The organism is Caballeronia hypogeia, from assembly GCF_001544875.2.
Taxonomy (GTDB): domain Bacteria; phylum Pseudomonadota; class Gammaproteobacteria; order Burkholderiales; family Burkholderiaceae; genus Caballeronia; species Caballeronia hypogeia.
This window is the reverse complement of the sequence record NZ_FCOA02000019.1, coordinates 1-22284: the sequence shown is the minus strand read 5'-3', so window position 1 is coordinate 22284 and position 22284 is coordinate 1. Positions and strand designations below refer to the sequence as shown.

General features: G+C 66.1%; 19 protein-coding genes. 6 read left to right on the top strand and 13 right to left on the bottom strand.

Annotation, left to right across the window (positions count from 1 at the left end; all coding sequences use genetic code 11):
* Positions 1-5: 5 nt before the first annotated feature.
* Positions 6-1301 (bottom strand): 4-aminobutyrate--2-oxoglutarate transaminase, encoded by a 1296-nt coding sequence (gene gabT, locus AWB79_RS24305; protein ID WP_061169990.1) that lies wholly within the window; start codon positions 1299-1301, stop codon positions 6-8.
* Positions 1302-1435: 134 nt separating this feature from the next.
* Here gabT and pdxR point away from each other — a divergent pair, with 134 nt between their 5' ends.
* Both pdxR and AWB79_RS24295 read left to right on the top strand, forming a co-directional pair.
* Positions 1436-2917: a MocR-like pyridoxine biosynthesis transcription factor PdxR gene (gene pdxR, locus AWB79_RS24300; RefSeq protein WP_198399090.1), complete on the top strand. Its 1482-nt coding sequence runs from the start codon at positions 1436-1438 to the stop codon at positions 2915-2917.
* Between the two features lie 112 nt (positions 2918-3029).
* Entirely contained in the window at positions 3030-4226 is a 1197-nt protein-coding gene (locus AWB79_RS24295; protein WP_061170101.1) for a M20 aminoacylase family protein, read from the top strand.
* A gap of 59 nt (positions 4227-4285) precedes the next feature.
* Here the strand turns inward: AWB79_RS24295 and AWB79_RS24290 are convergent, their stop codons facing one another.
* The 5 genes from AWB79_RS24290 to AWB79_RS24275 all read right to left on the bottom strand — a co-directional run bounded on the left by AWB79_RS24290 (position 4286) and on the right by AWB79_RS24275 (position 9254).
* Complete coding sequence (locus AWB79_RS24290) at positions 4286-5827, bottom strand: methyl-accepting chemotaxis protein (RefSeq protein WP_061170100.1); 1542 nt, start codon at positions 5825-5827, stop codon at positions 4286-4288.
* A gap of 170 nt (positions 5828-5997) precedes the next feature.
* On the bottom strand, positions 5998-6159 hold the full coding sequence (locus tag AWB79_RS40145) for a hypothetical protein (protein WP_198399085.1): 162 nt from the start codon (positions 6157-6159) through the stop codon (positions 5998-6000).
* 32 nt (positions 6160-6191) lie between these two features.
* Positions 6192-6797, bottom strand: coding sequence for a glycosyltransferase family 9 protein (locus AWB79_RS24285; RefSeq protein WP_061169988.1), 606 nt, complete (start codon positions 6795-6797; stop codon positions 6192-6194).
* Positions 6798-7114: 317 nt separating this feature from the next.
* Positions 7115-7621, bottom strand: coding sequence for a hypothetical protein (locus AWB79_RS24280; protein WP_061169987.1), 507 nt, complete (start codon positions 7619-7621; stop codon positions 7115-7117).
* A 133-nt stretch (positions 7622-7754) separates the two neighbouring features.
* Positions 7755-9254, bottom strand: a complete 1500-nt coding sequence (locus AWB79_RS24275) for a UdgX family uracil-DNA binding protein (RefSeq protein ID WP_061169986.1) — start codon at positions 9252-9254, stop codon at positions 7755-7757.
* A gap of 222 nt (positions 9255-9476) precedes the next feature.
* On the opposite strand from AWB79_RS24275, the gene AWB79_RS24270 reads away from it, so the two are divergent.
* The gene (locus tag AWB79_RS24270; protein ID WP_061169985.1) at positions 9477-10187 is read left to right on the top strand and encodes a glycosyltransferase family 2 protein; all 711 of its coding nucleotides are present in this window, start codon (positions 9477-9479) and stop codon (positions 10185-10187) included.
* A 5-nt stretch (positions 10188-10192) separates the two neighbouring features.
* On the opposite strand, the gene AWB79_RS24265 is transcribed toward AWB79_RS24270, so the two are convergent.
* The 7 genes from AWB79_RS24265 to AWB79_RS24235 form a co-directional block, all read right to left on the bottom strand.
* On the bottom strand, positions 10193-10684 hold the full coding sequence (locus AWB79_RS24265; RefSeq protein WP_232470989.1) for a DUF2335 domain-containing protein: 492 nt from the start codon (positions 10682-10684) through the stop codon (positions 10193-10195).
* A gap of 328 nt (positions 10685-11012) precedes the next feature.
* Positions 11013-11600: a nucleotidyltransferase family protein gene (locus AWB79_RS24260; protein WP_061169984.1), complete on the bottom strand. Its 588-nt coding sequence runs from the start codon at positions 11598-11600 to the stop codon at positions 11013-11015.
* A gap of 113 nt (positions 11601-11713) precedes the next feature.
* The gene (locus AWB79_RS24255; RefSeq protein WP_061169983.1) at positions 11714-13936 is read right to left on the bottom strand and encodes a xanthine dehydrogenase family protein molybdopterin-binding subunit; all 2223 of its coding nucleotides are present in this window, start codon (positions 13934-13936) and stop codon (positions 11714-11716) included.
* Positions 13933-14922 (bottom strand): FAD binding domain-containing protein, encoded by a 990-nt coding sequence (locus tag AWB79_RS24250; RefSeq protein WP_061169982.1) that lies wholly within the window; start codon positions 14920-14922, stop codon positions 13933-13935. The genes AWB79_RS24255 and AWB79_RS24250 overlap by 4 nt, the downstream gene beginning before the upstream one ends.
* Positions 14923-14933: 11 nt before the next feature.
* Entirely contained in the window at positions 14934-15623 is a 690-nt protein-coding gene (locus tag AWB79_RS24245) for a 2Fe-2S iron-sulfur cluster-binding protein (RefSeq protein ID WP_061169981.1), read from the bottom strand.
* Positions 15624-16003: 380 nt separating this feature from the next.
* A complete protein-coding gene (locus AWB79_RS24240) occupies positions 16004-16519 on the bottom strand; it encodes an isochorismatase family protein (RefSeq protein WP_061169980.1) in 516 nt (171 codons plus the stop codon).
* A 4-nt stretch (positions 16520-16523) separates the two neighbouring features.
* Positions 16524-17864: a hypothetical protein gene (locus AWB79_RS24235; protein ID WP_061170098.1), complete on the bottom strand. Its 1341-nt coding sequence runs from the start codon at positions 17862-17864 to the stop codon at positions 16524-16526.
* Between the two features lie 91 nt (positions 17865-17955).
* Between AWB79_RS24235 and AWB79_RS24230 the strand changes: the two genes are divergently transcribed.
* The 3 genes from AWB79_RS24230 (at position 17956) to AWB79_RS24220 (ending at position 21911) form a co-directional block, all read left to right on the top strand.
* Positions 17956-18378, top strand: a complete 423-nt coding sequence (locus AWB79_RS24230; protein WP_061169979.1) for a GFA family protein — start codon at positions 17956-17958, stop codon at positions 18376-18378.
* Positions 18379-18580: 202 nt separating this feature from the next.
* Positions 18581-20155 carry a S53 family peptidase gene (locus AWB79_RS24225; protein ID WP_061169978.1) on the top strand — a complete coding sequence of 525 codons (1575 nt, stop codon included), beginning with the start codon at positions 18581-18583 and terminating at the stop codon, positions 20153-20155.
* Between the two features lie 58 nt (positions 20156-20213).
* Entirely contained in the window at positions 20214-21911 is a 1698-nt protein-coding gene (locus AWB79_RS24220; protein WP_061170097.1) for a S10 family peptidase, read from the top strand.
* The last annotated feature ends 373 nt before the right edge of the window (positions 21912-22284 follow it).

Sequence of the window (22284 nt, the reverse complement as noted above, 5' to 3'; positions counted from 1 at the left end):
ACCATTCAAACCGTCGCGCCAACCGTCTCCGTCAACACTTCCTCGAGAATGGAAAGCGCTTCATCGAAAACTTCATCCTGAATGGTGAGCGGAAACAGGAAACGAACCACGTTCGAATAGACCCCACACACGAGCAGCAACAACCCGCGCTCCAGCGCACGTGTCTGCACGAGCTTCGCGAAAGCGGCATCCGCATCGTGCGAGCCGGGCTTGCAGAACTCCACCGCGACCATCGCGCCGGGCCCGCGCACCTCGGCGATCTGCGGCACATCGGCCTTGAGCGCTTCGAGCTTGCCCTTCAGCTTGTCACCGAGCGCCGCACCGCGTTCGCAGAGCTTTTCATCGTCGATGATGTCGAGCACAGCATGCGCCGCTGCCACGGCCAGCGGATTGCCCGCATACGTGCCGCCCAATCCGCCCGGCGCGGCCGCATCCATGATCTCCGCGCGTCCGACGACGCCCGACAGCGGCATGCCGCCCGCCAGCGACTTCGCGATTGTCATCAGATCCGGCACGACGCCGTAATGCTCCATCGCGAACAGCTTGCCGGTGCGCGCGAAGCCGGTTTGCACTTCGTCTGCGATCAGCAGGATGCCGTGTTCGTCGCAGATCTTGCGCAGGCCGCGCACGAATTCCACGGGCGCCTGATTGAAGCCGCCTTCGCCCTGCACCGGCTCGAAGATGATCGCCGCGACGCGCGCAGCTTCGATATCCGCCTTGAACAGATGGCCGATCGCGCGCAGCGAATCGTCCACCGACACGCCGTGCAGCGGATTCGGGAACGGCGCATGGAACACGTCCGACGGGAACGGCCCGAAGCCGATCTTGTACGGCGCGACTTTGCCCGTCAGCGCCATGCCCATCAGCGTGCGGCCGTGAAAGCCGCCCGTGAAGGCGATCACGCCCGGACGGCCCGTCGCGGCGCGCGCGATCTTCACCGCGTTCTCGACGGCTTCCGCGCCCGTCGTGAAGAACGCGGTCTTCTTCGCATGCGAGCCCGGCGCGCGCGCGCTGATCTTTTCGGCCAGCGACACATACGACTCGTAAGGCACGATCTGATACGCGGTATGCGTGAAGCAATCGAGCTGCGCGCGAATCGCCTCGACGATCTTCGGATGACGATGCCCGGTGTTGCACACTGCGATGCCCGCCGCGAAGTCGATGAAGCGACGGCCCTCGACATCCCACAGTTCGGCGTTCTCGGCGCGCGCCGCGTAGAAATCGCACATCACGCCCACGCCGCGCGGGGTCGCGGCGTTCTTGCGGGCTTGCAGGTCGGCGTTCTTGAGGGTGGTGCTCACGGGAATCTCCTTCGCGCGGGGCGCATGTCGGTGGTGGCCGCATCGGCCGACTGAATTTAGAGACGACTATAGTAAGATTTGGCCCTCAAGTTCAGAGCCATTTCAATAAATCTATAGGAGCCAATTCGATGTCGATCCGCGCAAGCGTGCTCTCCGACTGGCTGGCGCAGCGCATCGACCGCAGCAACGGCCAGCCGATCTACCGGCAATTGCACCGGCTTCTGCAGCAGGCGATCCTCACGCGCGAGCTCGCCGCCGGCGCGAAAGTGCCGTCGTCGCGGCTGCTCGCGGCGGAACTCGGGGTCGGGCGCAACACGGTGACGCAGGTCTACGAGCAGCTCGCGCTCGAAGGCTATGTGTCGTCGGCGACGGGGCGCGGCACCTTCGTCGCGGATAGCACGCCCGACGAAATCCTCTTCGACGACGCGCCGCCCGCTGCCATCGCACCTTCCGGCACCGATTCGGCGCTCTCGACCCGCGGCGCGCGGCTGATCGCGGGCGCGGGCGTCTCGAAGCGGCAGGGCGGCGCGTTCATGCCTGGCGTGCCGGACGTGTCGCGGTTTCCGTCGCGCGTGTGGAACCGTCTGCACGCGAAATACTGGCGCAAGCCATTGCCCGATCTGCTGACCTACGCCCCGGGCGGCGGCCATCCGGGGCTGCGTCACGCGCTCGCGCACTATCTGCGCACGTCGCGTTCGGTGCGGTGTGCGCCGGAGCAGATCGTCGTGACGACCGGCATCCATCAGTCGATCGATCTCGCCGCGCGCCTGCTCGCGGATTCCGGCGACACGATCTGGACCGAGGACCCGTGCTACTGGGGCGTGCGCAGCGTGCTGCAGGTGTCCGGGCTCGACCTGAAGGCGATTCCCGTCGATGCGGAAGGCATCGCGCCGACGCCCGCCGATCTCGCCGCGCCGCCGAAACTGATGCTCGTCACGCCTTCGCATCAGTATCCGCTCGGCATGGTGATGAGCCTCGCGCGCCGCAGAATGCTGCTGGAATATGCGCGGCAGCATCGCTGCTGGATCATCGAGGACGATTACGACAGCGAATTCCGCTACGGCAGCCGGCCGCTCGCGTCGTTGCAGGGCATGGACTCGGGCGGTCAGGTGATTTACGTCGGCAGTTTCGGCAAGACGCTGTTTCCGGGGCTGCGGATCGGTTATGTGGTCGTGCCGGAAGCGCTCGCGGAGAGTTTCGCCATGGCGAGCGCCGAGCTTTATCGCGAAGGTCAGCTGTTGCAGCAGGCCGTGCTCGCGGAATTCATCGAGCAGGGGCATTTCACGTCGCACATCCGGCGCATGCGCGCGCTCTACGGCCAGCGGCGCGACACCATGCTCGCGACCATCGCCGCGCGTTTCGGCGACACGCTTTCGATCGCCGGCGGCGATGCCGGCCTGCATCTGGTGCTGAAACTGCCGGACCATGTCGACGATCGCGCGCTCGCCGCCGGCGCGCTGGCTGAGGAAATCGTGGTGCGGCCCTTGTCAGGCTATTACGCGCATCGGCCGGACGCGGAATCCGGTTTGCTGATCGGCTATGCGTGCGTGCCGGACGAGGAAATCGCGCCGGCGTTCGAAAAACTGGCTGGCGTCATCGAGCGGTTTTTGCGCTGAAATTACCGCGGTTCGATTGTCGCCAGAGAAAAAATCGCACGCGGAACTGGCGAGGCGCGCGCTTGTGGAGGATCATGTGCGCCGTTTTCCGTTTATCTGCAAGGGCTTTTCCATGACGACCCCGTCCGACCAACGCTTCACCGTAATCGCCGATCTTTCCGACGACGCGCCTGCATTGCGCGATATCCGTCACGACATTCATCGCCATCCGGAGCTGTCGTACGAAGAGACGCGCACCGCGGCGCTCGTCGCCGACCGCCTGGAAGAATGGGGCTGGACGGTCACGCGAGGCGTTGGCGGCACTGGCGTCGTCGGCACTTTGAAAGCGGGCGGCGGGAAGAAAAGCATCGGCCTGCGCGCCGACATGGACGCGCTGCCGATCGTCGAGCAAAGCGGCAAGCCCTGGGCGAGCGAAACGCACGGCAAGATGCACGCGTGCGGCCACGACGGCCACACGACCATGCTGCTCGGCGCCGCGCGCCATCTCGCGCGCACGCGCAATTTCAACGGCACGGTGCATCTGTACTTTCAGCCGGCGGAAGAGCACGGCGTGCCGAGCGGCGCGCAGCAGATGATCGAGGAAGGGCTGTTCGAGCGCTTTCATTGCGACGCCGTATTCGGCGTGCACAACCATCCCGGCGCCGAGCCAGGCACGTTCCTGTTCCGCAAGGGGCCGTTCATGGCGGCGGGCGATCAGGTGTCGATCGTGATCGAGGGTGTGGGCGGCCACGCGGCGCGGCCGCATCTGTCGGTCGATCCGGTGGTCGTCACGGCGAGCATCGTGATGGCGCTGCAGACCGTCGTCGCGCGCAATGTCGATCCGGCGCAGCCTGCCGTCGTCACCGTCGGTTCGATGCACGCGGGCACGGTGAACAACGTCATCCCGAATCGCGCGACGCTCGAACTTTCGGTGCGCTCGTTCGACCCGAAAGTGCGCGAACTGCTCAAGCGCCGCATCAGGGAACTGGTCGAAGCTCAGGCAGCCAGCTACGGCGCGAGCGCGACGGTCAAGTATCTGGAAGGCTATCCGGTCGTCGTGAACTCGGACGCGGAGACGGAATTCGCGATTCAGGTCGCGCGTGAACTGGTCGGCGAGCAGAACGTCGTCGCGCACGCGGATCTGCTGATGGGCAGCGAAGACTTCGCGTTCATGCTGCAGAAGCGACCGGGTTCGTTCCTGCGTCTGGGCAACGGCGCGGGCGAGGACGGCTGCATGGTCCACAACCCGCATTACGACTTCAACGACAAGAATCTCCCGGTGGGCGCGGCGTACTGGGCGCGGCTGGTGGAGCGTTTCCTGGGCGCATAAAAAAAGCGCACGATCCCTCGTGCGCTTTCCTGGCCTACCGCGAGTTACCGCGAGTCGATTCAAGCCGGCAATCTGAAACTCCCGATCGCCTCGCGCAACCCATCCACCTGATCCTTCAGCGAATGCGCGGCGGCGGCCGCTTCTTCGACGAGCGCGGCGTTCTGCTGCGTCACCTGATCCATCTCGACGACCGCGCGGTTCACCTGCTCGATGCCCGCGCTCTGCTCGCGCGACGCGTGGCTGATCTCGTCGAGAATCTCGTTGACGCGGCGCACCGACTGCACGATCTCCGTCATCGTCGCGCCCGCGTTCGAGACGAGCGACGCGCCTTGCTCGACCGTGTGCGTCGACGTCTCGATCAGCGCCTTGATCTCCTTCGCCGCCGTCGCCGAGCGTTGCGCGAGGCTGCGCACTTCGGCCGCGACGACCGCGAAGCCGCGTCCCTGTTCGCCCGCGCGCGCCGCCTCGACCGCTGCATTCAAAGCCAGAATGTTGGTCTGGAACGCGATGCCGTCGATCACGCCGATGATGTCGCCGATCTGCTGCGAGCTCGCGGTGATGCGCGTCATGGTGTCGATCACGTCATCGACCACGCCGCTGCCGCGCGTCGCCACATCGGCCGCCTGTTCCGCGAGGCGCGCCGCCTGTGCCGCGCTCTCCGCGTTGTTCTTCACGTTGGCGGTCATCTGATCCATGCTCGACGCCGTCTGCACGAGCGCCGCCGCCTGTTCCTCGGTGCGCTGCGAGAGGTCGGTGTTGCCCGCCGCGATCTCGGACGCGCCCACGTTGATGTTCTCGGTGCCGTTGCGCACGCGCGAAACCGTCTCGACGAGCCCGCGCTGCATCGTGCTGAGCGCGTGCAGCAGGCTGGTCGTGTCATCCGGATGCACGTCGACCGCGCCGGTCAGATCGCCGCGCGCGATGCGGTGCGCCGCGCCGACCGCGAGTTCCAGCTCGCCGCCGAGATTGCGCTTGATGCTGCGCAGGACGATCAGCATCGCGGCCGTCGCGATGCCGCCGAGCAGGGTGGTGATCGCGAGCCAGCGCAGCGCGCTCGCATAGAACGCGCTCTGCACGTCGTCCATGTACATGCCGGTGACGAGGTACCAGTCCCACGGCGCGAAGCGCTGCGAATACGACAGCTTGCCGACCGGCTTGTCGCTGCCCGGCTTCGGCCACAGATAGCTGATGAAGCCGCCGCCTGTCTGGTCGCCCGCCTTGACGATATCGACGAACAGGCGATTGCCCGCCGGATCGGTATAGCTCGACAGATCCTTGCCGTTCATGGCCGGCTTGATCGGATGCATCACCATGGTCGGACGCGAATCGTTGATCGACAGATAGCCGTCCGTGCCGTAGCGGATCGCGCCGATCACGTCCAGCGCGCGCTTCTTCGCTTCCTCTTCGGTGAGCGTCTTGTCCGCCGCGAGCGCCGCGTAGTGCGCGGTGATCGCGTGCGCCTCGTTGACGAGGGTTTTCAACTGCTCCTTGCGGTCGTCGATCATCGACGTCCGGTTCTGCCACGCCCCGATGATCCCGATCGCGATCAGACCGATCCACAGCACGGCGATCAGCGAGCCGAGCTTCCTGTTCAACGTCATTCTGTTCATGTGTGCGCCCGTCGCCTCATTGCGTTGTTCGTAGCGACGGCGCATGCCGCCGCATGCCCGCTTTACGGCAGGCAGGCGTGGCGGATGTAGGGCGGGGAATCCCGTAGAGTATTCGTCTGACTTGACGTGCGAGAGCGCAGGCGCGCACGTCCGGAGCAGCGTCAGAGCCGGCGGATCGGGTCCTTGTCGGGCGGCGCTTCCGGATGCTGCGGCTCGTCCGGCCGATGACCCGGCGAGGGCGGCGTGAGCGGATCGGCTTCGGGATCGCGGTTCGGGTCCGCGATGGGATCCGGAACGGGATTGGTCTGCATGTCGAATTTCATGATGTTCCCCGAAAGGTAGTTCGACACATCGCCTAGGCGGACTCGTGCGCCGCCGGCATGTGCAGCGTGAACGGCTCGCCCGGATGCGCGTCGCCGGTGTTCGAGAGTGCGGCGCGGGCGCGTGCCGTGATCGCGTCGCTGCCGATGTCGCTGCCTGTATCGCGCGGATGTTCGTCGAGCACGATATGCGGCGTGCCGAGCGCGCGCGCCGTCGCGACCGGCGAGGACGCGGCGGCGTCGTCGGACACCAGCAGGCGCGCGTGGGCGATCAGGCGCGGCAGGTTGCGCGGCGCGACGGCTCCCGCGAGAAACAGAGCGGCCGTCTGCATCGCGCCCAGGACGCCGGCGGTGCGTTCCGGATCGGGCGCGTCGCCGATGATCGCGATCTGCCAGCCTTCGGCGGCGAGCTGGTCGGCGAGCTCGGCGTAGCGCTCGGCCGGCCACGCGGGCGCGGCGCGGTGGCTGCCCGGATGGATCAGCACCAGGCGTTCGCGCTCGATGCCGTGGAACGCGGCGAGTTCGTCGTAATCCGCGTCGGACGGCATGGGCGTGTCGTTCGCGGAACCGGCGCCGGGTGCGTCGGGGACCAGCGCGGTGGCGAGGTCGTCGGAAAATGAGGAAAGGGGGCTGGCTCGCATCCTGGCTCCTGCAAGTGGCGTGGCCTCATGTCGAAATTCCGCGAATCCGCGGCGGCCGGGCCTTTCTGCAAGCACCCGGCATGCCCGGAGCGGTTTTCCGGGCGCGCGGCACCATGCAACGGGCGCCACGGGTACAGATTGCAACTGCGAGCGTGACAATCTGACCGTCGTGCACGGCACTCGTATCGTATTGAAGGAGCCGCGATGGCGCTCGTCAAGGCGTCGCGGTTTGCCGCGGCCATGTAAAAAGCCGCCGGCCTCGCGTTCGGCGAGGCGGCGGCTTTCCGGTGTGCGGCGGGCGCGGCGTGCGCGGACGATCAGGTTTCCGCGTTGCCGTCGTCGGCGGGCAGGGTTTTCGGCGTGAAGGCTTCGGCGCGGCGGCGGATGCCGTCGATTTCGCCGGTGACGAACGTGCGCTGGTCGGCGGCGAGCGCCTGCTGATACGACGCGCCTTCCGGCACGCGGTGCAGCAGCGCGCGCAGTTCGCCCTGCGTCGTCTGCTCGACCGGCTCGTAATCGTAGAGACCGAGCTCGAGTTCGGCGCGCTCGTGCAGGATGAACAGGCACGACGCGAACACCGCGACGCCGAGCACTTCCTGCGCGCCGAAGCGGAATTCGTGCGGCACCGGAGAGAACGGCAGCCACGCGATCAGCGTCACGCCCGCGAACGCCACCGCGACGGTGACGTTGAGCAGCCACTGCAGGCGCGCGACGATGCGCTCGCGTTCGGTCTGCAACTGCCCGGCCGATTTCGGCACGAGGGCGCGAGTTTGCAAGCCCAGCGATTGCTGACGGCGGAGTTCTTCGAGCGGGAGAGCGGCCATATGGAGTTTTTGGTCGGAGCCATCGGTGAGCGCCGGAGCGGCGCGACACCGGTATAACGCGCGGCTTACAGGAGCGTTGACGGCGCTTTCGTCTTGTTGCGTCCTGTTTCTTCCTGTTGCATCTGGCCGATGTTCAGCGCGCGCGCTCCTGGACCGGCGTGCGGATGGTCGCGGTGCCGTCGGCGATCTGCTGCGCGAAGACGAGCGCCTCGACGATGGTTCCGAACACTTCCGCGCGCACTTTTTCGTTGGTCAGGCGCAGCAGATACGACGGATGATAAGTCGGCACGATGATGTGCCCCTTGTGCTCGATGGTCTTGCCGAGATACTCCGACAGCGCCGTGCGATGTCCCGTGAGCGCCTTCAGCGCCGTTGCCCCGAGCGCGACGACCGCTTTCGGCGCGATGCGCTTCAGTTCCTCTTCGAGCCAGTAGCGGCAGGCTTCGCGCTCGCGCTGCGCGGGCGCGAGATGCGCGCGTTCGTCGCCGTGCGCCTCCCACTTGAAGTGCTTCACCGCGTTGGTCAGATAAAGCGATTCACGCGCGAGCGCGGCCTCGGCGATGGCCTCGTCGAGCAGCTTGCCCGCCGGACCGACGAAGGGCTTGCCCGCGCGGTCTTCCTGATCGCCCGGCTGCTCGCCGACCAGCATCACGCGCGCGCCGGCGGGACCGACGCCCGGCACGGCCTGCGTCGCGTTGCGCCAGAGCGCGCAGCGACGGCATGCGTCGAGCGACGGCGGTTCCGTCAGCATCGTGCCCTTGATCGGCTCCAGCTCCGTGTTGATAGCCACTTCCATGTCCGGCGGCACGTTGCGCGGATCGCGGTCGCGCCGCGAGTAGGGGTCCGCGCGGGAGATCAGCGCGGGATCGGCGCGCGCGTTCTCCGGACTTTTCCAGTAACGCACCGGCATGTGCGAGGCCATTTCGGCGGCGTTGGCCTGCGCCGGCGCGAAGGTGCTCTCGTAATACGCGAGCCAGAGCGCCTCGATGGCGTCGCCGCTGACGGCTTCGCCGCTCATCGCGGTGTCGCCGAAATCCATCGGCTTTTCTTCCGGCTCGCTCGTGCGGTCCACGCGCAGCAGCGCGCCGTCCCAGAAGGCGGCGCCGTGCGGTGTGGCGATCATCCAGGTGGCGCTGCCCATGCGCGTGGCGAAGTGCATGGCGGCGTGCTCCAGCAGGTCATGCACCGGCTCGAACCAGCTGATGAACTCGGGCGGCCCGAGCGACGAGTCGCGATGCCGGAAACGCAGCACGCGGCGCATCTCGCGCTCCTCGGCCTCGACCGCTTCGATCATGCGGTGCAGCCGCGCGCCCTCCAGATCCTGCGGCGACGCGATGGCGCGGTCACCCTGCGTCCAGCGCCACAGCGATTTGTAGAGAAACGCCCAGCGATCCGGCGCGCGATAGCACGCCGCCGTTTCCAGCATGGCGAGGAATTCGCGCGCGATCTTGACCGGCTGCTTCTCGTTCGGGTCTTTCGGGCCGCCGGGCGAGGGGGCGATGGAGCCGAACACCGTTGCCGATGCATCCGATTCACGCCACAGCAGTTCCTCCGGCCGCGCGCCCTCCATGAGGAGCGTGCGCGCCTGGGTGCGCCATGCGGCAAACGACGGATCGAGGATGACGCTTTTCATCGGCAAGGGGAATCAGAAAAGTACTGTATATCCATACAGTAATTCTAGCGATGCACCGTGCTTTTCGGCAACTGTTCGACAGCGGTCGCGCCCTTTTAGGCGGCTCGTTTCAAATGACGAAACATGGGAACGGTCATTGCTGAAATCGATCCGTCACGGTGATCGATTGCTTTTCAAGTGCGCATCGACTGCCGGCGAACCATTTCGATACTCGGAGCCGACATGCTTGCCATCGTCATCCCAGCCCACAACGAAGCCGCGCATATCGGCGCGTGCGTGGCGGCCGCGCGCCGCGCCGCGGATCATCATCAACTGCTCGGGGAAACCGTACGCGTGATCGTCGTGCTGGACGACTGCAGCGACGCGACCGGCGACATCGCGCGGGCGCAGGGCGCGGACGTGACGAGCATCGCGGCGCGCAACGTCGGCATGGCGCGCGCGCATGGCGCCGAGCGGGCGCTCGCGTCCGGGGCGCGCTGGCTCGCCTTCACCGACGCCGACACGACCGTCGCGCAGGACTGGCTCGTGCGCCAGCTCGACTGCCGTGCAGACGCCGTGTGCGGCGTGATCGGCGTGCACGACTGGTCGCCACATGACGGCGCCGTGCGCGAGCATTTCGGCCGCACGTATACGGATGCGGACGGGCATCGGCATATTCACGGTGCGAATCTCGGCGTTTCGGCGCAGGCGTACGTGCAGGCGGGCGGATTTGCGCCGCTGGAATCGAGCGAGGATGTGGCGCTCGTCGAGGCGTTGATGGCGAGCGGTGCGCGAATCGAGTGGAGCGCGTCGCCGCGCGTGGTGACGAGCGCGCGGACGGACTTCCGGGCGAAGCAAGGTTTCGGCGCGACGCTGCTGGACGTGAGCCGGCGCTATCTGCCGATTGGCGCCGCTGCAGCCGATTCAGCGGATACCGCGGCGATCGCGGCGTGATTGCATCAAGCCTGAACGGCGGCGCTCACCCTGCCGATGCCTCCTTGATTCCGCCGCCGTCTTTTCCGCATGACCGTGCCGCTCAGATATGCCGTGAGAACGCTGACGAGCAGCGTGACCGCGACCGCGATGGCGACGCCGTCGTAATCATGCTCGGCGAGTTCATAGACCAGTCCGAAGCCGATCAGCACGAGCAAGCCCGCGATGACCTGCGCGCGCATGTCCTTGCGATTCGATCCGCGCAGGCTCATGAGCTCGACTTGCCGCGCGTGCTGACTATTCATCTGAAACTCTTCGACGATCAGCCGCCCCGCGCCCGGCACGATCCGGTCGTATTGCGCGAGATGTTCGGGCAGCGGCATGGAACCACGGAACGAGTGCGCTTGCACCGCCACGGTGACCGATGCCTTGCCGCCCATGACGGCCGGCTCCGCGACTTCGCTCCGCGCCGGTTCGGCCGTGTAGCTAACCTTGTCGAGCTTAACGGTTTCGTTCACGCTGGCCATACCCTTCGATCGCGCCGCCGAGGTCCGACATGGTTCTCTCCCACGCACGGTCCATCATTTCGGCGGCTGAGCGGCGCGGATAAGCCGACCGGTGATCCGTGGGCGGATTGATTGAAAACGCCGACGCCAACGCATTGGCCACGCGCCGGATTTCGCTCCAGATGTTCCTGTGTCGCTCCCGAGAAAGGATGTTCGCCGCGCGACCTCATGCAAGGTCGCGAGTGAAATTTATCCTACCATTTACTCCGGGATCCGAATCAACTAGTCCGAATGGCCAAGCGCTTTTCAGATATTCCAGCATCGAGCCTTCGCGCGGCTTTCAACCGTTCTCGAGATCGCTCGGCAGATCGACATCGCGCAGCACGTTCGGGTCATCGACCTCGACGGCGAACGCCGTGTGCGTGGAGAAGAGGGCGCGCGCACCTGCATCGCCGTCGAGCGTGGTGAGCACCTCGCGATGTGCGAGACCGAAGCCCACCGGATGGCCACGCTTGCCGCGATAAAACGGCGCCACCAGCGTTTCGCCGCCATCGAGCGCACGGGCGACGGCTTCCGTCGAAGCAGGCTCGATCCACGGCATGTCGCCGAGCGCGACGAGCCAGCCGTCCGCTTCGGAGGTCGCGCGCACGGCGGCGGCGAGCGTCGCGCCCATGCCGCGTTCGGCGTCCAGGCTGAAGATGACATGGCAGCCCGCTTCGTTGAGCACATCGGCGAGTTTTTCGGCGCCCGGCCGCACGACCGCGACCACGTCGGCGGCGACGGCCAGCAGCCTGCGCGCCGACTGAAACACGATGGGCGTGCCGCCGGGCAGCGGCGCGAGCAGCTTGTTGCGAAGCCCGGACGGATCGAAGCGGGTGCCCAGGCCCGCCGCCAGCAGGATGCCGGTCGCGTTCGACGAATAGGTCATCGCGGCTGCTCGTGTGGGGATCGAATGGGGATTGTGCGGTGCATCCAGGCGCGCCGCAAGCATAAAAAAAGCGCAGCGGCTCCTGGGGAGACCGCTGCGCGCCGCGTTGCAGATCACGTCATGGTCGGCGGCAGCACGCGGTCGAGCGTGATCGGCAGATCGCGCACGCGCACGCCGGTCGCGTGATACACCGCGTTGCCGAGCGCGCCTGCCACGCCGGTGATACCGATCTCGCCGATGCCCCGCGCGCCGAGCGGATTGATCAGCGGATCGGGATGATCGACGAACGAGATATCCAGCATGCCGATATCCGCGTTCACCGGCACGTGGTATTCCGCGAGATTCGCGTTGGTATAGCGTCCGTAACGCACATCCAGCTCGCTCTTCTCGAACAGCGCCGAGCCCACGCCCCACACGATGCCGCCCATCAACTGGCTGTGCGCGGTTTTCTCGTTGAGCAGCGTGCCGACGTCGTACACCGCGACGACGCGCGGCACGCGAACGATGCCGAGGTCCGCATCGACGTGCACTTCCGCGAATACCGCGCCAAACGAGTGAAACGCGTACTGCTTTTTCTCGTCGCCGGGTCTCGCGGTGGCGATGGCTTCGATCGGACGGCCGCCGTTGCGCGCGATGACCGCCGCAGCCGGATCGCGTTTGTCGGGATTCGACATGCTCACGACCCAGCCGTTGTTCACGATGACATCCTCGCGCGCGAGACCCGCGACGGGCGAGCCGCGATCCGCGAGCGCCATCGCGATGAGCTGATCGCGCGCCTGCATCGACGCCGCGCGAACCGCCGGCGACACGCTCGCCGCCGATTGCGAGCCGCCCGACACCGGCGCCTTCGGCAGCGCGGAATCGCCGAGCGCGAAGCGCACGTAATCAACCGGAAAGCCGAGCGCATCCGCGGCGACCTGCGTCATGATCGTGTAGGTGCCAGTGCCGAGATCCTGCGTGCCGGAAGCGACCATCGCGGTGCCGTCGGGCAGGATGCGCGCGATCGCCGACGCCTCGCTGCGGTTCGCCGGATAGGTCGCCGTCGCCACGCCCCAGCCGATCAGCGTATTGCCTTCGCGCATGGAACGCGGCGCCGCGTTGCGCAGCGGCCAGCCGAACTTCTCCGCGCCGCGCGCGTAGCACTCCAGCAGCGATTTTTCCGACCATGGCTTCTTTTCCTGCGGCTCCATGTTCGCGTGATTCTTGATGCGGAACGCGAGCGGATCCATCCTCAGCTGATACGCCATCTCGTCGATGGCCGTTTCGAGGGCGAACGAGCCGCTGGTCTCGCCTGGAGCGCGCATAAAGGTCGGCGTACCGATGTCGAGCTTCACGAGCTTGTGTGAAGTCGACTGATTCGGCACCGCGTAGAGCATGCGCGAAACGATCGCTGAACTCTCGGTCCAGTCCTCGAAGGTCGAGGTCGTCGAGATCACGTCGTGACGCATGCCGGTCATCACGCCGTCGTCGCGTGCGCTGATCTGGATGCGCTGCTCGGTGTACGGCCGGTTGCCGATCATGCCGAACATCTGCGGACGCTCCAGCACGAGCTTGACCGGCCGGCCGGTCTGCTTCGAGGCCATCGCCGCCAGCACGACGTGCGACCACACCGAGCCCTTGCAGCCGAAGCCGCCGCCGACGAACGGGCAGATCACGCGCACGTTGTCATCCGGAATGCCGAAGAACTTGGCCACCGCGCTCCTCGCGCCGGACACGCCTTGCGTCGAGTCGTAGAGCGTGAGATTCGGGCCGTCCCAGCGGGCGAGCGTCGCGTGCGGCTCCATCGGATTGTGATGTTCGTAGGGCGTCGTGTAGACGGCGTTCAGGCGCGTCGGGCCTTGTTTCAAACCGGCGTCGACGTCGCCGCGTTTCGTCGTGATCGCGCGGCCCATCATCTTTTCCGGCTGATAGGCGGATGCCTTCGCGCGCTCGAAATCCGCGTTGGGCATCGCGGCCTCGTAGCGCACGTCGACGTAGCGCGCGGCGCCCTGCGCGTGCTCCAGCGAATCGGCGACGACCACCGCCACCGGCTCGTTGCTGTAGCGCACTTCGTTCGTCTGGAGCAGTGTGAGCTTGCGCACGGCGGGCGGCTGCGCGTCTGGGATGCCATTGTTGGGCAGGCGCATCGCGTTCTGATACGTCATCACGAGCAGCACGCCGGGCATCGCCTGCGCGCGGCTCGCGTCGATCGACCCGATGCGGCCATGCGCGACCGTGCTCGTGACGAGCACCGCGTGCGCGAGCTTGGCGTCGGAGTTGTCGGCGGAATAGCGTGCCTGGCCGGTGACCTTCAGCACGCCATCCGTGCGATCGAGCGGTTTTCCGATGACAGTCATGCGACACCTCCGGCCTGTTGTATCGCGCGCACGATCGCGCGCTGCGCAAGCGTCACCTTGAACGCGTTGTCGCGCTGCGCCTGCGCGCCCTGCACGGCGAGCGCGGCGGCGGTCTGCAGCGAGAGCTTGTCGAGCGATGAGCCGACCAGCGCGCGTTCGGTCGCGCTCGCGCGCCACGGCTTGTGCGCGACGCCGCCCAGCGCGATGCGCGCGCTCTTCACCGTGTTGCCGTCCATCTGCAACGCGGCCGCGACCGAAACCAGCGCGAACGCATAGCTCGCGCGGTCGCGCACCTTCAGATACTTCGAATGTTCCGCGAACAGCGGCGGCGGCAGATCGACCGATGTGATCAGTTCGCCCTGCTGCAAGGTCGTGTCGAGATCCGGCCGATCGCCCGGCAGCCGATGAAACTCCGCGAACGGAATCGTCCGCTCGCCGTTCGGGCCGGTCACGCGCACGACGGCATCGAGCGCGGCGAGCGCGACGCTCATGTCGGACGGGTTCGTCGCGATGCACTGACGGCTCGCGCCGAGAATCGCGTGCATGCGGTTGTTGCCGTCGATGGCCGCGCAGCCGCTGCCCGGCGCGCGCTTGTTGCACTGTGGAAAGCCGGTGTCGTAGAAATATGGACAGCGCGTGCGCTGCATCAGATTGCCGCCGACGGTCGCCATGTTGCGCAGTTGCGGCGACGCTCCGGCGAGCAGCGCCTGCGACAGCAGCGGATAACGCTCGCGCACCCATGCGTGATTCGCGGCATCGCTGTTGCGCACCAGTGCGCCGATTCTCAGGCCGCCGTCGGGCAATCCGGTGATGCCGTCTAGCGCGGCGATATGCGTGATGTCGACGAGCTTCATCGGCCGCATCACGCCGCCTTTCATCAGATCGAGCAGGTTCGTGCCGCCGCCGATGAACATCGCGCCCGGCTGATTCGCCGCCGCGAGCGCCGCGCCGATGTCGGCCGCGCGCTGATAGGAAATCGCGTCCATCTGCGTCTCCCTCAGGCGTTGCCCGACGCGACGGCCTTGACCGCCGCGACGATGTTCGGATATGCGCCGCAGCGGCAGATGTTGCCGCTCATGCGCTCGCGGATTTCGTCGTCGGACAGTTGCGCCGGACGAAAACGCACGTCGGCGGTGACCGCGCTGGCGTCGCCCGCGCGGTATTCGGCGATGAGCGCCGTCGCCGAGCACAACTGCCCGGGCGTACAGTAGCCGCACTGAAAAGCGTCCTTCTCGATGAACGCTTTCTGGATCGGCGCAAGCGTGTCGCCGTCGGGTGCGAGACCTTCGACGGTGGTGATGGCTTCGCCGTCGTGCATCACCGCGAGCGTCAGACACGAGTTGATGCGCCGGCCCGATACGATCACCGTGCACGCGCCGCACTGGCCGCGATCGCAACCTTTCTTCGTGCCGGTGAGTTCCGCGTATTCGCGCAGCGCGTCGAGCAGCGTCGTGCGCGCCTCGACCTGCAATTCGTAGGGATGGCCGTTGATCGTGAGCTTCACGGGCAGGGTCGGCGCAGTGGCGGGCGGCGGCGCTGCGGCCGGCGTCGCGGCCTGCTGCTGCGCATGCGCGAGCGGTGCGGCGGTGACGGCGGCCGCCGCCGCGGCCGACCGCAGGAAACGCCGGCGCGACGGCTTTTGAGCCGCGTCGCTGACGTCGTTGGAATGCGTGTTGTCTGGGGACATGGCGATCGAATGCTCCTCGCTCGTTCGGAAGGGCGCCGCCAGGCTCCAGTCTGCATGGGCATTCGCTCGCGCCCGATTGCGACATCGGTGCGCGAGCGCCAGTCGCTCGAGTCCTGCGGACGATGCGTGAGATGACGCGGGCGCGCGCACGCGCCGATCCGTAAGCCGATCGGACGTTCGACTCCGCGACTTCCGGGAAGCGAGCAAGTACGGTGCCATGCGGCAGGCGGTTATCCCGCGCGGATCGCGTTGCGGCGTCGCGCGTAAATGCTGCATGCGCAGGTAAATCCTGCGCATCGCCTGTAAGCGAAGATGGCGAAATTGCCAGATTTAAATCTCTTGGTGCAACTAACCGTCTAACTCGCGGCGCACCTTCGAATTCATTTGATGAGCGCCAGCGCTTCCTTGAACCGCACATGCCGGCAGTCGCCGAGCCAGCTAAAGATCGTTGTTTCGGCAGTGGTCAGCCGCGCGCCATCCTGCTGCGCGCGCTGTAGCGCGATGGCGCGATCGTCGGGGCGACGCGAGGCGACCGCATCGGCTACGACTTCCACGCGATAGCCCAGCCGCAGCAGCCCGAGCGTGGTCAGCAGCACGCACACGTGCGCCTCCGCGCCCGTTACCCAGAGCGTGTACGGCGCGGGCGGGAGCGCGGCGACGAAGGTGGGTTCGAGCGTCGCGTCGAAGGTGAATTTCTCGATCAGCGTGGCCGTACGCATGTCGCGCAGCAGCGGGCCGGCGGTTCCGCCGAGTCCGCGCCGGTTCTGCTCCGTGACGACCACGGGCATGTCGAGCAGATGCGCCGCGCGCAGGAGCATCGCGACCCGCTCGGTCAGGGGCTCGCCACCATCGAGATGTGGGAGAAGGCGCGCCTGCATGTCGACGACGACCAGCATGGCCTTACGCCTCGCTCTCCATGATGCGGTCGATCAGCCGCGCGTTTTCGCCCGCCGAGCCGATGCCGGCGTGCCTTGCCATCGGCACGAAGAAATGTGTTGCGATCGGCAGCTTCGAGCGCTCGAGCCAGCCGGTCAGATGCGCGGCGAGGCGGCGCGCGGGCGTCTTCAGCTCCTCTCGCAGCACGCCCGGCAGGGTTTCGAAGTGACGCATGTCGGTCTGATACGGCTCGGGCGCGACGCACAGCGCGTTCGGCCGGCCATCGACATCCATGGGCAGACGTTCCAGCGCCTGATGCAGCAGCGCGACGCCGAGTCCTTCGCCGCGCCACGGCTTGCGCACTTCCCACAGGCTGATGTAGATCACGCGATGCGCGTTGAAGACTTCGCACAGCTTTTCCGGGCCGAGCGCCTCGGTGGCCGCGAGCGCGAGCGACAGCATCTCGCCCGAGTAGGTATCCAGCGTGTAGACGAGATCGGCGCTGCTCGTGAGCGGCGGCACCTTGACGAGCTGCAGCTTGACCGCTGCCGCGACGATGTCGCTGCCCGCTTCGTGAAACACGGCGAACGCCGTGCCGAGGCGCTCGTCGTCGACCTGCGGGTACTCGTGGCGATAGGTCATGGTGAACAGGAACGGCCCGATCTTCTCGCGATAGGCGAGCGGCCGGTCGACGTCGTAATCGTCGGCGCCGTCGAGGCCGTAGGGGTCGTAATCGCGCTTTTCGCGGCGCTCGCCGCTCTGCGCGGCGGCCGCCAGCGCCGCGAGCGGACGGCGCGACTCGGGCACGAGATCTTCCGGCAAGCCTTCCCAAGAAAGGCGCAGGAACTCACGCCCGCCGCGGTAGTGCGTTTCGAAAAGCGACAGGACCGCCTCGCCCGCGGCCGGATCGAGGATGCGCTGGGCGCATTCGTAAGCGCGGTCGAGCAGTTGATCGGCTTCGGCGGGATCGGGCGAGAGATGCGGCTCGCTGCCCTCGGGCGCGGCGGGCAAGCCCCGGGCGAGCCGTTCCTTGTGCGCGAGCTCGAGCCATTCGTCGGCGGCGCGTTCCGCGATGAAGCCCGCCGCGATGCGATAGCCGGTCAGCACGATCGACTGGCCGGTGCGCCCGAGCGGAAAGACATATTCGTCGTTCATCACGTCTTCGACGATGACGCCGCGAAAGGTCTCGCGCGGCGCATTCGTGGCGGCGGCCGAGTCGAAGCGGTCATGCGACAGCACGTGGGCGACGAGGTCTGACGCGGCCGGACCGAACTCCGATCCGGCGCCGGGCAGCAGTTTGAGGAGAGACAGGGTGCTCGTATTGTTTTCGTGAGGCGTGGTGCCGGCCGTGCTCGATGTGCTCATGAGTGCCATCTCCGATCGTGAAGGGTTATCGTAACGCACCACGAGGCGGGCTGGCAGGCTCGCGCGGTGGCCGTTCCAACAGGAGAGAACAATGAACGTTGAAAGCGACGATAAGCCGTCGGCGGTGATCCACGAAGGCGGATGCGCATGCGGCGCGTTCCGTTTCCGCGCGACCGGCAGGCCGATCCGCGCCAGCCTGTGCCATTGCATGACGTGCCGGCAGGTGCACGGCTCCGCCTTTGGAGCTTATGCGATATACGCGCGCGGCGATGTGCAAATGAGCGGCGCCGTTTCGACCTGGCGCAGCTCGGACGACGGGCGGCGGCATTTCTGCCCGGTGTGCGGCTCGGTTGCCTACATGGAGTTCGTGTCGCGCGACGAAATCGACTTGCCGATCGGCGCCTTCGACGAAACCGGCCTGTTCGACCCGCAATACGAACTGTGGGTCAAGCACCGCGAGCCCTGGCTGCCGAAGGGCGCGCGTCCCGAATACGAGGAAGAAAGGCCGCATTAGAAAAAATGCCCGCGCCGACCCGGACACCTTTTGTCTCGCCGGAACTGCAATCTGTCGTCAACGGTCCGAGCAATTGCATTCGCGCCCGGAAAATAAGACGATAAGCAGCGTGCTGCGCGTGAAGCGCATGCGTGCCGGATGCGCGAAAAACAGCAGGATCGAGAACCTTTGAACTTCATGGCCAACGAGGAGCATCGATACCATGGCGAAGCAACCGGTCGGCGGCAGCGACAAGATTCACCCCGAAGGCGCGAAGTGTATCGGCGCGTGCGACCCCGGCGAGCAGATCGAAGTGATCGTCATGCTGCGGCGCAAGGACGAAGCCGGCTTCAAACAGATGATGGCGCGCATCGATTCCGGTGAAGCGCCCGGGCAGGCGGTTTCGCGCGAGGAGTTCGACAAGCGTTTCACCGCGTCCGAGGAAGACGTCGACAAGGTCAAGGCCTTCGCGAAGCAGTACGGTCTGACGGTCGTGCGGGCGGAGACCGAGACGCGCAGCGTCGTGCTCAAGGGCACCATCGAGCAGTTCCAGAAGGCGTTCGACGTCAAGCTCGAACGCTTTCAACATCACAACATCGGCGAATATCGCGGTCGGACGGGTCCGGTGAACGTGCCCGAAGAGATGCACGACGCCGTCACCGCCGTGCTGGGTCTCGACAGCAAGCCGCAGGCGCGTCCGCATTTCCGCTTCCGGCCGCCGTTCAAGCCAGCGCGCGGCGCTGCGCCCGCATCGTTCACGCCGGTCGATCTCGCGCGCCTCTACGACTTCCCCGAAAGCGATGGTGCGGGCCAGTGCATCGCGATCATCGAACTGGGTGGCGGCTATCGCGACAGCGATCTGTCCGCGTATTTCTCGAAGCTCGGCGTCAATGCGCCGACGGTCGTGTCGGTCGGCGTGGACAACGCGAAGAACGCCCCCACCGGCAATCCGAACGGGCCGGACGGCGAGGTGACCCTCGACATCGAGATCGCGGGTGCGATCGCGCCGGGCGCGCGCATCGCCGTGTACTTCGCGCCGAACAGCGACGCCGGTTTCGTCGATGCCGTCAATCGCGCGCTGCATGACTCCACCAACAAGCCATCGGTGATTTCCATCAGTTGGGGCGGGCCGGAAGCGAACTGGTCGTCGCAGTCGATCGGCGCGTTCAACGACGTGCTGCAAAGCGCGGCCGCGCTCGGCGTGACGGTCTGCGCGGCGTCGGGCGACAGCGGCTCGTCGGACGGCGTCGGCGATGGCGCGGATCACGTCGATTTTCCGGCGTCGAGCCCGTACGTGCTCGGCTGCGGCGGCACGAGCCTGTCCGCGTCCGGCGCGGGCATCGCGCAGGAAGTCGTGTGGAACGACGGCGAGCAGGGCGGCGCGGGCGGCGGCGGCGTGTCCGCCGTTTTCGCCGTGCCGGCGTGGCAGAAGGGCTTGTCGGTCACGCGCAACGGCACGCATACGGCGCTGGCCAAGCGCGGCGTGCCCGATGTGTCGGGTGACGCATCGCCGCAAACCGGCTACGAGGTGCTGATCGACGGCGAGGACACGGTGGTCGGCGGCACGAGCGCGGTCGCGCCTTTGTGGGCCGCGCTGTTCGCGCGCATCAACGCGCTCAACCAGTCGCCGGCGGGCTTCGTCAATGCGAAGCTTTACAAGGCGAAGACGGCTTTCCGCGACATCACGCAGGGGAACAACGGCAGCTTTTCGGCGTCGGCTGGCTGGGATGCGTGCACCGGCATGGGCAGTCCGGACGGCGCGAAGATCGCAACGGCGCTTGGCGCCGCGAAAAGTTGAGTCGAGCAAGGCGTAGTTCAGTGAACAACAACCACGAGACGATTCTGGAGCGATGACGATGAACTCCGATCCACTGGCAGCGAGTGACAAACCCTCGGGCGCGGAGCAGCCGGCAGCGGCTGCCGCTGCGAAAAAGGCGCCGAAAAAAACCACGGGCGCGAAAAAGGATCAGCCTTATTTCGATCCGGTCGCCTACGGCAACGGCCCTGACGACGCGGTGCAGGCGACCGAGGCCGACGAGAACGCGGCGATCACGCATCACAGTGTGGCGATCGGCGGCGCGAAGATCGCGTACACGGCGACGGTCGGCCATCTCGTGACGGTCGATCCGAGCAGTTCGAAGCCGAACGCGAAGATGTTCTATGTCGCCTTCACGAAGGATGGCGCGAAGGAGGAGACGCGTCCGCTCACGTTCTTCTACAACGGCGGGCCGGGCTCGTCGTCGGTATTCGTGCTGCTGGGGTCGTTTGCGCCACGCCGCATCAAGACGGCGATGCCGAGCTTCACGCCGCCCGCGCCGTATCAGATGGAGGACAACCCGGACAGCCTGCTGGATCGCAGCGACCTGATCTTCATCAATCCGGTCGGGACGGGTTATTCCGCGGCGATTGCGCCGAACAAGAACCGCGATTTCTGGGGCGTCGACGAGGATGCGGGCTCGATTGCGCAGTTCATCAAGCGCTATCTGACGAAGAACAATCGCTGGAATTCGCCGAAGTTCCTGTTCGGCGAGTCGTACGGCACGGCGCGCAGTTGCGTGCTCGCGTACAAGCTGCATGAGGACGGCATCGATCTGAACGGGGTGACGCTGCAGTCGTCGATTCTGGATTATGCGCAGGCGGGCAATCCGGTGGGTGCGTTGCCGACGGCGGCGGCGGACGCGTGGTATCACAAGAAGCTGGGCGTGCATCCTACGCCCACCAATCTCCTGACGTTCGCGGAGGAAGTGGCGGAATTCTCGCGCACGGATTATCTGAACGCGCTGCGCAAGTTTCCGCAAACCGATGACGAAGTGGTCGAGAAGCTGTCCGAGTACACGGGCATCGAGAAGGCGACGTTGCTCGCGTGGAGTCTCGACATCGCGGCTTACGACAGCCGCGGCAATTCTTTGTTTCTGACGACGCTGCTCAAGTCGAAGGGCGAATCGCTCGGCGCTTACGACGGCCGCGTGACGGCGATTTCGAGCGGCATCGCCGGAAAAATCGATCCGAATTCCGGCAGTAACGATCCGACGATGACGGCGGTGAGCGGCGTCTACACGACGATGTGGAACAGCTATTTGAACGAACAGTTGAAGTTCACGTCGACGTCGTCGTTTACGGATCTCAACGACCAGGCGTTTCTCAACTGGGACTTCAAGCACACCGATCCGACGGGCGCGCAGAAGGGCATCGATTCGAAGGGCAACATCATTCTCTATACGGCGGGCGATCTCGCCGCGGTGATGGCGTTGAACGTGGATCTGAGGGTGCTGTCGGCCAATGGCATGTATGACTTCGTGACGCCGTTCTATCAGACGATCATCGATTTGCAGCAGATGCCGCTGATCGACAAGACCGTCAGGCAGAATTTGTCGGCGACGTTCTATCCGTCGGGGCATATGGTTTATCTCGACGGCGGGTCGAGGACGCAGCTCAAGGCGGATCTCGCGAAGATGTATGACGAGGCTACGGCGAATCACGCGGCCATGAGTCGGATCATTTCCTTGCAGAAGACGACGGCGGATAAGCTGGGGGCGTTATCGCCGGTGGGGTGACTTGTTATTGCTGCGCAGGCGGGCTCTGGTTTTGGGTTCGCTTGCGCTTACGCTTTCGCTTTCGCCTTCGTGAAATCCTGCATTCGTGTCGGTCTATTAGTACTGCCCCTCCCCGGGGCGGGGGTAACTTTCTTTGCGGCTGCAAAGAAAGTCACCAAAGAAAGCAGCTTTTCAGGCCCGCGGTCACACGCAATTTGGCCACGCTTATTCCTTCCCAATGGCCCTCGCCTAAGTGTCGCCCTCATAGGCCCAACCGGGCTTGGATCGCGGACCCACTGCCACATCGCGCCGTTTAACGGACCGGTGCAGCGCCTGATAGCTCCGGCGCTGCGCTGCGCGCCGCCGACCGGTCCATCGGGTCCGCCCGTGCTTT